The sequence below is a fragment of the Asticcacaulis sp. genome (assembly GCF_035497195.1).
GTDB lineage: Bacteria > Pseudomonadota > Alphaproteobacteria > Caulobacterales > Caulobacteraceae > Asticcacaulis.
In genome coordinates this window covers 309,898-323,792 of the sequence record NZ_DATJDZ010000027.1, presented here as the reverse complement: position 1 = coordinate 323,792, position 13,895 = coordinate 309,898, and the positions used below count along the sequence as shown (strand labels likewise).

The 13,895-nt window shown below is 56.9% G+C and carries 15 protein-coding genes; 4 read left to right on the top strand and 11 right to left on the bottom strand.

What is annotated here, in order from left to right; translation table 11 throughout:
* The 7 genes from VL130_RS17395 to VL130_RS17365 all read right to left on the bottom strand — a co-directional run.
* Positions 1 to 141 (bottom strand): GTP-binding protein (locus VL130_RS17395; protein ID WP_325363424.1); only part of this gene is annotated, 141 nt, incomplete at its 3' end.
* A 106-nt stretch (positions 142 to 247) separates the two neighbouring features.
* Positions 248 to 2,326, bottom strand: a complete 2,079-nt coding sequence (gene fusA, locus VL130_RS17390; RefSeq protein ID WP_325364870.1) for an elongation factor G — start codon at positions 2,324 to 2,326, stop codon at positions 248 to 250.
* A 140-nt stretch (positions 2,327 to 2,466) separates the two neighbouring features.
* Positions 2,467 to 2,940: a 30S ribosomal protein S7 gene (gene rpsG / locus VL130_RS17385; protein ID WP_018083820.1), complete on the bottom strand. Its 474-nt coding sequence runs from the start codon at positions 2,938 to 2,940 to the stop codon at positions 2,467 to 2,469.
* 12 nt (positions 2,941 to 2,952) lie between these two features.
* A complete protein-coding gene (rpsL, locus tag VL130_RS17380; RefSeq protein WP_282974046.1) occupies positions 2,953 to 3,324 on the bottom strand; it encodes a 30S ribosomal protein S12 in 372 nt (123 codons plus the stop codon).
* 271 nt (positions 3,325 to 3,595) lie between these two features.
* Complete coding sequence (locus VL130_RS17375) at positions 3,596 to 4,009, bottom strand: low affinity iron permease family protein (protein WP_325364864.1); 414 nt, start codon at positions 4,007 to 4,009, stop codon at positions 3,596 to 3,598.
* Between the two features lie 2 nt (positions 4,010 to 4,011).
* Positions 4,012 to 4,188, bottom strand: coding sequence for a hypothetical protein (locus VL130_RS17370; protein WP_325364862.1), 177 nt, complete (start codon positions 4,186 to 4,188; stop codon positions 4,012 to 4,014).
* Positions 4,189 to 4,377: 189 nt separating this feature from the next.
* Positions 4,378 to 5,358, bottom strand: coding sequence for an MBL fold metallo-hydrolase (locus VL130_RS17365; protein ID WP_325364860.1), 981 nt, complete (start codon positions 5,356 to 5,358; stop codon positions 4,378 to 4,380).
* 117 nt (positions 5,359 to 5,475) lie between these two features.
* On the opposite strand from VL130_RS17365, the gene VL130_RS17360 reads away from it, so the two are divergent.
* Positions 5,476 to 6,396 (top strand): LysR family transcriptional regulator, encoded by a 921-nt coding sequence (locus VL130_RS17360; protein ID WP_325364858.1) that lies wholly within the window; start codon positions 5,476 to 5,478, stop codon positions 6,394 to 6,396.
* 205 nt (positions 6,397 to 6,601) lie between these two features.
* Here the strand turns inward: VL130_RS17360 and hemN are convergent, their stop codons facing one another.
* The 4 genes from hemN to VL130_RS17340 all read right to left on the bottom strand — a co-directional run bounded on the left by hemN (position 6,602) and on the right by VL130_RS17340 (position 11,725).
* Positions 6,602 to 7,942, bottom strand: a complete 1,341-nt coding sequence (gene hemN, locus VL130_RS17355) for an oxygen-independent coproporphyrinogen III oxidase (protein ID WP_325364856.1) — start codon at positions 7,940 to 7,942, stop codon at positions 6,602 to 6,604.
* Between the two features lie 178 nt (positions 7,943 to 8,120).
* A complete protein-coding gene (locus VL130_RS17350; RefSeq protein ID WP_325364854.1) occupies positions 8,121 to 8,807 on the bottom strand; it encodes an anaerobic ribonucleoside-triphosphate reductase activating protein in 687 nt (228 codons plus the stop codon).
* Positions 8,808 to 8,811: 4 nt separating this feature from the next.
* The gene (locus VL130_RS17345) at positions 8,812 to 10,803 is read right to left on the bottom strand and encodes a ribonucleoside triphosphate reductase (RefSeq protein WP_325364852.1); all 1,992 of its coding nucleotides are present in this window, start codon (positions 10,801 to 10,803) and stop codon (positions 8,812 to 8,814) included.
* A 217-nt stretch (positions 10,804 to 11,020) separates the two neighbouring features.
* Positions 11,021 to 11,725: an alternative oxidase gene (locus tag VL130_RS17340; RefSeq protein WP_325364850.1), complete on the bottom strand. Its 705-nt coding sequence runs from the start codon at positions 11,723 to 11,725 to the stop codon at positions 11,021 to 11,023.
* Between the two features lie 501 nt (positions 11,726 to 12,226).
* On the opposite strand from VL130_RS17340, the gene VL130_RS17335 reads away from it, so the two are divergent.
* The 3 genes from VL130_RS17335 (at position 12,227) to VL130_RS17325 (ending at position 13,783) form a co-directional block, all read left to right on the top strand.
* Complete coding sequence (locus tag VL130_RS17335) at positions 12,227 to 12,970, top strand: hemerythrin domain-containing protein (RefSeq protein ID WP_325364848.1); 744 nt, start codon at positions 12,227 to 12,229, stop codon at positions 12,968 to 12,970.
* A gap of 103 nt (positions 12,971 to 13,073) precedes the next feature.
* Complete coding sequence (locus VL130_RS17330) at positions 13,074 to 13,322, top strand: MoaD/ThiS family protein (protein ID WP_325364846.1); 249 nt, start codon at positions 13,074 to 13,076, stop codon at positions 13,320 to 13,322.
* A gap of 2 nt (positions 13,323 to 13,324) precedes the next feature.
* A complete protein-coding gene (locus VL130_RS17325) occupies positions 13,325 to 13,783 on the top strand; it encodes a molybdenum cofactor biosynthesis protein MoaE (RefSeq protein ID WP_325364844.1) in 459 nt (152 codons plus the stop codon).
* Positions 13,784 to 13,895: the final 112 nt, after the last annotated feature.

Genomic DNA, 13,895 nt, shown 5'->3' with positions numbered 1-13,895 from the left:
ATAGGCCTTCGCGGTCGCGCCGCCCGACTTCGCCAGCGTGATCGTGATCGCCGCCGTCAACGTCGTCTTGCCGTGGTCAACGTGACCAATCGTGCCGATGTTACAGTGAGGCTTATTGCGGTTGAATTTTTCCTTGGCCATTTTTCATCTCCGCCGTAGCGGACCTTCATTCGGTAGGGGTTATTACAAAAGATTTTTAAGTTGGAGCGGCCCGTAGCATACAAAATGCCACGGGCCAATATCTGATTTAGGCGAACTTCTTGATCACTTCGTCGGCGACATGCTGCGGCACGGGCTCGTAGTGATCATAGGTCATCGAGAACTGGGCGCGGCCTTGCGACATACCACGCAGGGTGTTCACGTAACCGAACATGTTGGCCAGCGGCACGAAGGCGTCAACGACGATGGCGTTACCGCGCATGTCCTGCCCCTGGATCATGCCACGACGACCGTTGAGATCGCCGATGACCGAACCGAGGTATTCTTCCGGCGTAACCACTTCGACCTTCATGATCGGTTCGAGCAGCTTGGGGCCGCCCTTTTCACGCAGTTCCTTGAAGGCAGCGCGCGAGGCGATTTCGAAGGCGAGAACCGAGGAGTCGACGTCGTGGAACTTGCCGTCCGTCAGCGTGGCTTTGAAGTCGATCAGCGGGAAGCCGGCCAGCAGGCCGTTATCCTTGACGGATTCGAGGCCCTTCTGAACGCCCGGGATGTATTCCTTCGGCACGGCACCACCAACGATGGCGGATTCGAACACGAAGCCCGAACCGGGTTCGCCGGGTTCGAAGGTGATCATGACGCGGGCGAACTGGCCCGTACCACCGGTTTGCTTCTTGTGCGTGTAGTCGATTTCCGCGGTGCGGGTGATCGATTCACGATAGGCCACCTGCGGCGCGCCGATGTTGGCTTCCACCTTGTAGGTGCGCTTCAGGATGTCGATCTTGATGTCGAGGTGGAGTTCGCCCATGCCCTTCAGGATCGTCTGGCCCGACTCGTGGTCGGTCGAAACGGTGAAGGACGGATCTTCCGAAGCCAGCTTGGCCAGGGCGACGCCCAGCTTTTCCTGGTCGGCCTTGGACTTGGGCTCGACAGCGATTTCGATAACCGGGGCCGGGAATTCCATGCGTTCCAGAATGACAGGCGACTTCATCGGATCGCACAGGGTGTCACCGGTGCGGGTGTCCTTGAGGCCGGCCAGAGCGACGATGTCGCCGGCATAGGCTTCCTTGATGTCCTGACGGTCATTGGAGTGCATGAGGAGCATACGGCCAACGCGCTCTTTCTTGTCGCGCGTGGTGTTCAGCAGGCCCATGCCGGTTTCCATCTTGCCCGAATAGAGGCGGCAGAAGGTCAGCGAGCCCACGAAGGGGTCATCCATGATCTTGAAGGCGAGCATGGCGAGCGGCTCTTCGTCCGACGCCTTGCGGGTGATCGGCTCTTCGGTCTTGTAGTCGATGCCAACGGTCGGCGGCACATCGACCGGCGACGGCAGGTAATCGACGACGGCGTCGAGGAGCGTCTGAACGCCCTTGTTCTTGAAGGCCGAACCGCACAGGATCGGATAGAAGGTCGCGTTCAGCACAGCCTTGCGGATGCACTTCTTCAGCACGGCTTCCGAAGGCTCGTTGCCTTCGAGATAGGCTTCCATCGCCTCGTCGTCGCATTCAACGGCGTTGTCGATCAGGTACTGGCGGGCTTCCTTCGCCTTTTCCAGCAGATCGGCGGGGATTTCCATGTCGCGGTAGTTGGCGCCGAGGGCATCGTTGTCCCAGACAACGGCCTTCATGCGAACCAGGTCAACCAGGCCCGACAGGGTGTTTTCCGAACCGATCGGGAACTGGATCGGCACGGCCTTGGCGCCGAGACGGTCACGGATCGACTGCACGGAGGCGTCGAAGTCAGCGCCAATCTTGTCCATCTTGTTGACGAACACGATGCGCGGCACGGAGTACTTGTCAGCCTGGCGCCAGACGGTTTCGGTCTGGGGCTCAACACCGGCGTTACCGTCGAGAACGGCGACAGCGCCATCGAGGACGCGCAGGTTGCGCTCGACTTCGATTGTAAAGTCGACGTGTCCCGGGGTGTCGATGATGTTCAGGCGCTTGTCCTGCCAGAACGTGGTGGTTGCGGCGGACGTGATGGTGATACCACGCTCCTGCTCCTGTTCCATCCAGTCCATGGTGGCGGCGCCATCGTGCACTTCGCCGATCTTGTGGCTCTTGCCGGTATAATACAGAATGCGTTCTGTGGTCGTCGTCTTGCCGGCATCGATGTGGGCCATGATGCCGAAGTTACGATAGTCTTCAATCTTGTGACTGCGGGGCATTGGAAGAGCCTTAACTAACGGTCAAATTCAAAAAATGGTGCTCTAAATTGCAAGCAGCGCGGGCGGTTTAGCTCAAACCCCCCGCGCGTACCAGCAATTTTTTTGCGACAGCGAAGGCCGAAACCCTCGCTATTCCCGCCCTACCAGCGATAGTGCGAGAAGGCGCGGTTGGCTTCAGCCATCTTGTGCGTGTCTTCACGCTTCTTGACGGCCGTACCGCGGTTGTTGGCGGCGTCGAGCAGCTCGGCGGCCAGCTTTTCGGTCATGGTGTTTTCGCCACGCTTGCGGGCGGCGTTCACCAGCCAGCGGATCGCGAGCGCACGACGGCGGTCGGGGCGAACTTCGACAGGCACCTGGTAAGTGGCACCACCGACGCGGCGCGAACGCACTTCGATCGAAGGGGCAACGTTATCGAGGGCCGTGTGGAAGGTCTCGACAGCGGTCGCGTCCTTCTTCTTGGCTTCCAGGATGTCGAAGGCGCCGTAGATGATGTTTTCAGCAACAGCCTTTTTGCCTTCGTACATGACGTAGTTCATGAACTTGGTGACGATCAGATCGCCGAACTTGGGGTCCGGGAGAACGTCGCGCTTCTCGGCGCGGTGACGACGTGACATATATTCTGTTCCTTACTTAGGACGCTTCGCGCCGTAGTGCGAACGGCGTTGCTTACGGTTCTTGACGCCTTGCGTATCGAGGACGCCGCGCAGGATGTGATAACGGACGCCGGGCAAATCCTTGACGCGGCCGCCGCGGATCAGCACCACGGAGTGCTCTTGCAGGTTGTGACCTTCGCCGGGGATGTAGCACACGGCTTCAATGCCGGAGGTCAGACGAACCTTGGCGACCTTACGCAGAGCGGAGTTCGGCTTCTTAGGCGTGGTGGTGTAGACGCGGGTGCAGACCCCGCGGCGTTGCGGGCAACCCTTCAGGGCCGGGACCTTGTTCCGGACCGGCTTGGGCTGGCGCGGCTTGCGGATAAGCTGGTTAATTGTGGGCATCGTGCGCGATGGCTTTCTTCTTTATGATCTGTGCCGTTTGGCCGGGCGATCATAGGTTTCAGGAGCTTCCCAGGTTTTTGGCCTGGAGAAGCGGCTTTTATTCAGGAGGCTATCACCGGAACTCCCTAGAGTTGGCAAACACAAAAGCCGCAACCTGCGCTATGGAGGTTACGGCGGGGACACAGCCCCTGCATATTTCCGGATCAAGACGCGCTTTTAAGGGCGCACCTCGAAAATGGTTCGCGGGCTATAGAGGAAGGCAAAGGATGCGTCAAGCACCCTTCCCGCTTTTCGGGATATCCAAGGTCTGATGGCGCGCCCGCTCCGCCAGTCGCGCATACTTGGTCCGGAGCGCTTCCAGTTCGGCTTCGCTCATGTCGTCCATACCGATATAGGCGGTGTTGGCGGTCTCGACCGCGCGGATCAGTTCGTCAAGCTTGAGCTGGATCACCTTGCCATCACGGTTCTGCGCATTCTGCACCAGGAAAACCATGAGAAAAGTCACAATGGTCGTGCCGGTATTGATGACCAGTTGCCAGACCTCCGAAAAATGAAACAATGGCCCGCTGACAGCCCACACCAGAACCACGCCGATAGCCAGGGCAAATGCACCCGCGCTACCGGCGAGCGTTGCTGTGCCCTGGGCGAAACAGGCAAACCAGCCCTTTTTTTGCATGTCAGTCATTATCAATGGGCCGGATGCAGCTTGACATATGCCAGACGGCGCGCCGGCAGAGTGACCGCGGCAAGATTATCTATAACCGGTTCAGGAGCGGGTACGGAACTCCCCATATGGACAAACAGATTTTGCAGGAAAACAACACCGGCGGGACGGGCATCGGCGAAATGGCGACGGGACCACATGAAAATCAACCTTTCAACGCGTGAGGCGTACGGCCTCTTCTCCCGATCATGCCCATAAGCCAGGTAAATTTGGCAGACGAATCCCGCTCGGCTGCGTAAGCGGAAAATAAATTCCAATCTGTAAAATACCGTAGGGACGAGGCTGCGGCGCCCCTGAAGACGACCGCACCCCCGATAGCCAGTTAGCGCTTACTCAGGCAGACGAGAATAATTCACAGGCACCCATTGAAACGCCTTTCCGCTGGCCCTTACGTGGCCGAAGCCTGGAAAGGCCAGATGCGCGCTGGCCACCAGATACCCTTCGCTTGCCGCCTTTTGGAATTGCTTATTTCGCTCTGCTTCCGCGGTTTCCGGTGAGGCGTCGTAGGCGATGGTTACCGAAGGATCATCAAACTGCACAGCTTCAACATGCACCACATCGCCCCAGATCAGGAGTTTCTGCCCCTGGCTTTCAACCGCATACCCCGTCTGGCCCGGAGAATGGCCAGGCAACGAAACCGTCCGGATGCCGGGGGCTATTTCGGTGCTGCCATCGAATATGGAAAAGTGCTGAGCCGCGATGTAAGGCGCAACGGCGGACACCGCATCGGTGAAAAACACTTTCGAACTCTCCGGCGCCGCATCGAGGTTGGCCTTGCTCAGCCAGAAATCGGCGTCAGCCTTGCTGACAAAGACCTGGGCATTGGGGAAGCTTGCCTTGCCGTCGCTCACCAGGCCGCCAACATGGTCAGGATGCAGATGGGTGATGAGCGCCTCATCTATCTGCTCGGGCTGATAACCGGCCGCTTTCAGGTTGCTGATCAGCTTGCCGAGCGTGGGGCCAAACATCGCCCCGGCGCCCGTGTCAACCAGGATAAGCCGGGTGCCCGTATTGATCAGAAAGGCGTTGACCGATGTTTCCAGCGGGGAGGCTTCAAACGCATTGTGAAGGGCGAGATCGGTCTTCGCTTTCGTCGTATTGGTCAGCAACTGATCAACGGGGAGATCATCGGTTCCGTCAGACAGGGCCGTTATCTCGAACGCGCCCAGCATCAGCCGGTAATAGCCAGGCGCCTGAGTTCTGACCATCGGGGCAGCGGCATAGGCCTGTTGAAGGGGCACTCCCTCCATCAGGGCGCCTGACAGGATCAGGGCCGAAAAAGCAAGTTTCTTTAGCGTGTTACGGGGCATGTTGGATTCTCATTTTGAGGTTGAATTCACACCGTCTAAATAGAATTTTGCGAAAATCATCACAATATACCCATAAAGCAAATATGTTTTGCGTTTTGTGCAAATTAAGAAATGGATATGATCGAACCTATCAAGGTGTTTGTCGCCGTTGCCGCGGCCGGTAATTTTTCAGCCGTCGCCAAAAATTCCGGCGTGGCCGTGTCATCGATTACGAGACGCATAGACTGGCTGGAAGAGGACCTCGGCGTGCGATTATTCAGCCGAAGCCCGCGCCGGCTGATTCTGACTGACGCCGGCGAAAAGTTTCTGGAAAGTGCGAAGCACATTTTAGATGAGATGATCGAGGCTCGGGAAAACCTGAAAGAAATGAACGCTGAGCCACGCGGTGTCGTGACTGTGACAGCGCCGGCCATGTTTGGACGACAGCATGTTCTGCCCGCCATATTTACGTTTCTGCAAAAATACCCGGCCCTGGAAGTTGATTTGCACCTGAGCGACGAGGTGATCGATTTAAGCGCCAGACGGGCTGATGTCGCCATCCGCCTGGGCAGACTTCCGGATAGCGATCTGGTTGCGACGCAATTAGCTCCCGTTCACAGACTGGTTTGCGCAAGCCCGGACTATCTTGCGAAGCATGGCGTGCCGCTCAGTCCGCCGGACCTGCTGAACCACAGTTGCCTGACAACCGTGTCGGCGCCCTCCCCTGGCGGATGGTGGACTTTTCAGGGTTTCAACCGTGACCAGGCGCTGAATGTCACCGGAAGACTGAGATCGGATGATACCGGTGCGCTGGCCCAGGCGTGCATCGAGGGATTGGGAATCGTTCACCTGGCAAGCTGGCTGGTGGGTGACATGGTCAGGGACGGCCGATTAGTGTCTGTTTTGCCGGATGCCAGGCCGCCGGCAAATATAATCACGGGGGTCCATGCCGTTCATATGCCGGGCCGATCTCACAGAGCGAAATCACGCTTATTCGTTTCTCATCTTCGTGAGGCGTTCGGCGCTCCACCCTACTGGGATTTGGGTATTTCCCAGTAGTCGGTTAACCGCCGACCCGCCTATTTCCACAGAATTCGTCAGCTTTTTTTGTCTCTTCAGGACTCCAGATAAGGCGGCAATTGCGTGCCGATATCGCTCATCAGGATCAACGCGCATTCCACCGTCCGACCATCATTGCCGACAAGTTCCATCGTCCCAGGCGAAGTGATACTGTTCCTTCTGCGTGTGGGAGCCAAGGATCGAATTAGGCGACCTTTGAATAGCGATGGTCGCCAGAAGATTCCGTGGCATAGCGGTCGAATACGCTTGCCACCGACCTGACAAGCATCTTCAACGGTGAATGGAATGTGACCTTGCGATTCTGTACCGAGACCAGGCCTGAGGCGACGAATTCGCCCAGTTGATCCAGTTCACCATCGAGGTAGCTGAATGGCAACTCATGATCGATGAGGATATTGCCGATATCGACTTCAAAATAGCACATCAATTCAGCGATAATGGTTTTGCGTAAAGCGTCTTCGCCCTCGAAAAGCCAACCGCGGCTGGTGGGCAGGCCGCCTTTGTTGACCGTATTCTGGTAGGTCGTGCTTTGCGGAATATTCTGGAAGATACCGTCATCCAGTTCACTGATGGCCGAGGCGCCAAACGCGATCAGCCGGTCATTCGGCTGGTCGGTATATCCCATGAAATTGCGACGCAGCGTATGATTGTCAAGCGCTCTGGACAGGCCGTCGTCCGGCAGGGCGAAATGATCGATGCCGATGCTCCGGTAACCCTGGTCACGCAGCTTTTGGTCGAGAAGCAGAAAGAAGTCCGCCTTGTCTTCCGTCGTTGGCAGCGTATCGCTGTCAATCAGGGTCTGGTGCTTCTTCATCCACGGCACATGGGCGTAAGAAAAGGCGCTGATGCGTGCTGGCTCAAGGCAGCGGACCTCTTCCAGGGTAACGGACAGACTTTCCGATGTCTGCAATGGCAGGCCGTAGATCAGATCTATTCCGATCGATTGCAAGCCATGCGACCTGAGGAGGTCAACGCTCGCCTGGATAAGCTCGATTGGCTGGACACGATTTATCGCGCGCTGAACGGCGGCATTCGTATCCTGGACGCCAAGACTGACACGATTGAACCCCATGGCCGCGTAAGACTCTGCCTTGGTAGGGGTTATCCGTCTCGGATCGAGCTCGATTGAGATTTCGGCGGATGGCTCGATCGAAAAGAACGATTTCAACGCATCAAACACCTCAGCCATATCTTCGGGCGATAAAATGCCTGGTGAGCCGCCGCCGAAATGGATCGAGTGCACCTTGGGACGGAAAGACAGGCTCTCCCCGACCATATGAATTTCCCGGACCAGGCTTTCGACATATGTCGAAACCGGAGAATATCGTTTGGTGATGTGGGTGTTGCAGCCGCAGAAATAGCACATCTGCTCGCAAAACGGCACGTGCAGGTAAAGGCCAACGCTTTGATCCGCCCTAAGCGATCGGAGCGCCTTTTGATAGGCTGTCGCCGGCATGGCTCCAAAGTGGTGCGCGGATGGATAGCTCGTATAGCGTGGCGCCTCCTTGCCAAGGAACCGTTGCACATCTTGTTCTTGCCATGATCTTTGCATCGCGTTCGTCCCACGCCACAGGCGACTGATTTATATCCCAGAACAGCACGATCAGGCGGCCAGAAGAACCAAAACTATCAATTGCCCGGCCCAAAAACGTTCGTAATCGCCGGACAAATGGTCGCACCTCACATAGGATCGCCTGTTCGCATCAAAAATTGCGAAACCGAATATCCAGCCCCTCCCCCGAAAGGCCGGCCAGGTCCAGTCGCCTCGATGGCGTTTTCAAATTGCCAAGCGTCCGCCCCATCCGGAAATTCTGAAGCACGAACGTGCCATGAAATTCTACCTCCTGCAGAAGATTTATCATCCGCTCTATGTCAGCGCGATCGAGCAGATCGGCATGAATCGTGGTGCGCAATTCCTTACCGACGGGCGCTGCCGCCACAAGTCGCAGCGAATGCAGAAAATCTGCCCATCTGGACATCCCGGTAATGGCCTCGAACTTCAGTTGCGGCGCCTTGAAATCCAACGCAATGAAATCGACAAGCCCGTCATTCAGAAGCTGCGCCAACAGGGTCGGGTTCGTTCCGTTCGTGTCGATTTTGACCTTGTACCCCATGCCTTTCAGGTACTGCGCAAGCTGCGGCAATGCCGGCGACAGCGTACATTCGCCCCCCGACAAGACCACCCCTTCCAGACGGTCCCGGCGCGAGGCCAGGAACCGCTGGATGGTCTCAGCCGGCAGCTTTGCCAGCGTGCCCTTCACCAGTTCCGGATTATGGCAATAGCCGCACGCCATGTTGCAGCCGGAAAACCACAGGATACAGGCGGTATGTTCCGGATAGTCCTGGAAGGTGAAGGGCGTCAGGCTGGTGATGGGCAATTTACGCCACATGGCCCTACTCGGCCGCCTCGCAGCGGAACAGCGGCAAGTTCGATGCCCCTTCCTTGAAGTGCAGCCGCTCCTTGTGCTCGCCTTTCTTGCCAAGATTGAAGCTGGCGACGGGCCTGTGATAGCCCATCACCCGCGTCCAGACGAGTGTCTCTTTGTGGCAGGTCGGGCAATGCGCCTGCTCGCCGGCGAGATAGCCGTGGGTTTCACAGACCGAAAAGACGGGGGTGATGGTAATGTAGGGCAAACGATAGTTTTCTATCACCTTGCGCACAAGGCGTTTGCAAGCCTCCCCCGATGAAATCCGTTCGCTCATATAGAGGTGAAGCACCGTCCCGCCGGTATATTTGCATTGCAGCGCATCCTGCAGATTCAGAGCCTCATACGGGTCTTCCGTGAAGCCGACCGGCAACTGGCTGGAATTGGTGTAATAGATGTTGTCATCGAAGCCAGCCTGAAGGATGCCTGGATAGTATTTGGCGTCCTCCTTGGCGAAACGGTAGGTCGTGCCCTCCGCCGGCGTGGCCTCCAGATTGTAGAGATGACCGGTCTCTTCCTGATAGACCTTCAGACGGCCCCGCATGACGTCGAGAATGTCCTGGCAAAGCGCAATGCCGCGCGGGTCGGTAACGTCACAGGCGTCGCCGGTAAAATTCCGCACCATCTCGGTCATGCCGTTGACGCCGATCGTACTGAAATGATTGCGGAAGTGCGGCAGGTAGCGGCGTGTGTAGGGATAGAGACCGCGGTCATACATTTCCTGCACGAAGACACGCTTCTTCTCCAGCGATGAACGCGCCAGATCCATAAGACGCTCGATCTCCGCCAGCAGACCTTGCATATCGCCGCTGAACCGATAGCCAAGCCGCGCCATGTTCAGCGTCACCACCCCGATGGAGCCGGTCATTTCGGCTGATCCGAACAGGCCGTTGCCGCGTTTTTGCAGTTCGCGCAGGTCCAGTTGCAGCCGGCAGCACATGCTGCGCACGGCATGGGGCGCATAGGCGTCCGGGTTAGGTTCGCGCTCGCCCTCGGCGTTCAATCGGTACTGACTGCCGATGAAATTCTGGAAGTACGAACTGCCGATCTTGGCGGTGTTCTCGAACAGGGCATTGGCCACAGGGCTATTCCAGTCGAAGTCCTCCATGACATTCACGGTCGGGATCGGAAAGGTGAAGGGCTGGCCCTGGGCATCGCCCTCGGTCATGACCTCATAATAGGCAATGACGATCTGCTCCATTTCGGGCTGGAAGTGGATATAGGTCATGTCTTCGAGCGCGGCGGCGCCCCGGCGATTGGCCTCGGCCAGAAGCCCCGGATCGTCAATGCCCTTGAACAGGTGAAGCGTGTCGGCTGTCGGGAAGTTGTCGCGCAGATCCGGCGGCACGGTAATGTCGAGCGTAATATTGGTGAAGGGACTTTGCCCCCAGCGCGCCGGCACATTCAGATTATAGACAAAGCTGCGGATGGCCTTCTTGATGTCGTTGAAGGACAACTGATCCTTGAACACATACGGCGCCAGATAGGTGTCGAACGAGCTGAACGCCTGAGCGCCAGCCCATTCGGATTGCAGGATGCCCAGAAAATTGGCCATCTGGCCGAGCGCCTCGCGGAAATGCCGGGGCGCCCGGCTGGCAACCTTGCCCGGCACGCCATTGAAGCCCTCGTCAAGCAGGGCACGCAGGCTCCAGCCGGCGCAATAGCCCGTCAGGCAGTCAAGGTCGTGGATATGCAGGTCGGCCCGGCGGTGCGCCGTGGCTTCGGCCGGGCTGTAGACGTGATCCAGCCAATAGTTGGCGACGATCTTTCCGGCAGCGTTATTGATCAACCCGGCATTACTGTAGGACGTATTGGCATTGGCATTCACCCGCCAGTCCTGACGCAGGATATATTCCTCGACCGTCTGTTTGCAGTCTACGAAGCCATCGGGGATGAGATTGCCCGATCGGGCGGGAAACAAGAAATCAAGGGGGCGCAGGGCGCTGTCGCCGTCAGCCATGGAAACCTCCAACATCAAAATATGGACGCAATATTTGCGAAAACCACCATATATTGATGCGGAAGCACGGCATTGATCCCCGTCAAACGGGCGAGTGACATTCTCGGACGAAGCTGCAAAAGCGCGCAGGCCAGGCGGGCAATTGCCCCGTTTCACCAGACAAAAAAGTGCCCGCATGAAAGCGGGCACTGTCAGGATATATCGGGTCGGGCCGGTTTCAGGCGGCTTCTTTCCGGGATATCCCGGCGATTTCCACATCGTGCTCCGGATAAGAGGCGATCACCTGGCCGGCCGGGACTGCGCCTTTCAGCTCGTTGGAGAAGCCATGGTTGACGTCACGATGGTGGGCCTCGTCGGCGCGGACCAGCAGCACAACATCCCGCAGGGTCGAGTTCGCCGGCATCTTCCAGTAGCGCAATGCAATAGCCGGCGCCGGGACATTGGCGCTGCGGCCTTCGTCGATCTCCGCCAGATAATGCGTATAACTGATGACCGCTTCCTCCTCGAAATAGCCGACGACGCGGTGCGCGGTCTTGGCCGAGACGAGGTAGAGAAGGAAGAAGGCGACATAGAAGACCCATTGGACGGCGATGATGACAAAACGCTCGAACAGGGTCGGCTTGGCGATCTCGACAAACGTCATCAGGTGCATGCGTTCATTTTCGGCCTCTTCCATGAGGGTCCGGATCCAGCCATTGTCATCGCTCATGCGGCGCAGGCACTTCAGGTGATTGATCGTGGCGCCGACCATGCCGGGCACCGCTGCCACCGTTTCGAGCACGACCGCGCGATGCCCATAGCGTTTTGCGAAGAAGGTATCGGCGCAAAAGCGCAGCAACTTGGTGAAACCCAGGGCGAAATGATCGGAAAAGCCGCGGGGACTATGGTGGACCGAAAGGTCAATGAAAGGTTCGTTCGTCATGTCAAACTCCTGAATAACATGATCTTTCTATAGCGGTTACGAAACCGCTGCGCATTGACATTGCCGGCTTATGCCCCGCAACAACATCAATCGACGGAAAGCAATTCTTGAGACCTGAATTGATGATTATCAATTATTTGGTGGCGCGCGACAAAATGGGACGGCTTTAAGCTTCGGCCTACAACGCGCAGTATCCAGAGGATTTGATTGGTTCTTTTAGTTCGATAAACTGCGAAAACTTGATGGTTGTCAATTTTTACAACAGCCGTGAGCACTTACCCCATTGAGAGGCCACTTGCGGTTGATGGTGTCACATATCCGATCAGACGCTTCATTGCCGGTGGCAAACGTGTTTGGCTAAGCCTCCGAAACGGCCAGCACCAGCTACAAAATCATGCAGAATAATGGGAATTTTTGCGGCTTGAGGTTCATCGGTATGTAATGACGGCGTGGACCGTCGAAATATATCAATTGCCGGGCCTAAATGCATGTGCTGCCAGTTTGACCCTCTTTAATGCAGAATATTCAAAATTGATTACAGTGTCTGCATCTTATGGAGCGCCATTGATGCAACTTAGTCACCTTCATGTCCGGGATCTGGTGGGAAACCTCGTCGGCGCCAGCGACGTATTTCGAAAGTTTGAAATCGATTTTTATCGGATCGGCGGACTTGAGTTACATGAAGCGGCCGCGCGGCAACATCTCCCTTTTGAGGATATTGAAACGGCACTGGCGTGCCTGCCGCCGAATCCTTCCCCGCCTCCGACGTCGACGATGGGGTTGATTACCTATATCGACACGCGTTACCACGCGGTTCATCGCACGCACCTGCTCTCCGCCATCCGATTGGCCAAGGCGATCGAGGTCAATGAGAAAAACGACACAGCGGCAAATCAGCCCTGCCCTTCGGGATTGACTAACCTCCTGACCCTTTTGTTCGATACGCTCGAAGACCACCAGGAGGGGGAGGCGGAAAATCTATATCCAGCATTGATTAACAGCCCGCAGCATAGCCTGCGATACCCTGTCTGCCGCGCGATGGTCGAGCACGACGAAATCAGCGAACAACTCGATACCCTGGCCAGGCTGACGAATGGCTATCTGCCTCCCGAAGACGCAGGTCTGAGGCAAAGGATATTGTACAAACTGTGCAGCGTTCTGGATGGAGATGTCCGCCTGCATATGCATCTGGAGAACAATCTCCTTTTCCCGCCCTTTGCCGGCGACGTGGCTATTGCGTCATGAGGCACGTTTCGACCGTCCTCTAAAACCGGAATCAGCCCAACTGACAGTCATCCGGATGCCCAGCATCCATCCCCCCATCGAAACCTGCAATGACCGCAAACCTATGATCGACATACTCTTTTTCGGCCGTATGGCAGACATCGTGCGAGAACGCGCCCTCAGGCTTGAACTGACCGATGCCCGCAAATCCTTGTTTGGGCTTCGGGAAGAAATCTTCAAAGAGTTTGTCGAAAGCGGTCGCGTGACGCTCAAGCTGGTCCAGATGAGCGTGAATCAAGCGGTAACGCGCACGGATCAGCCGTTGACCGATGGCGACGAAATCGCCTTCTTTTCTGTATTTTCAGGCGGATGAACATGTCCCGGCCTCATGTCGTGCTGTCCCCCGAAGCTCTTGATATCGCGCGGGTTCAAGCCGAATTTGTCATCGAATTCGGCCACCTCGGCGCCCTGTCAACCTTCACGGGCATCGTCAGGCCACGGTATAATGACCATATCGTAGAATATCTCGAACTCGACTGGTATCCCGGCATGAGCGAACGGTCGATCAAAGAGGTGGCCGCAGAGGCCGCGCGTCGTTTCAGCCTTGAGGCGCTGACCATAATTCATCGCTGCGGCAAGGTCCTGGCGGGTGAGCCGATCGTTTTCGTCGGTGCCGCGGCCGCCCACCGCCGTGGAACTATAAAGGCCGTCGATTACACCCTGGACAGACTTAAATCCGATATCGCCCTCTGGAAACGGGAGGTCGGGCCCAAGCTCGACCACTGGGTTGAGCCAACAAACAAGGATGCAACCGACCTTCGTCGCTGGGCCTGATTATGATCGATAATTCTCTCTGCCATCTGGATGACCCTGGCCGCGCACGCATGGTGGATGTCTCCGACAAAGACACGACGATCCGGACCATCCTATGGCGATACCAACTAAC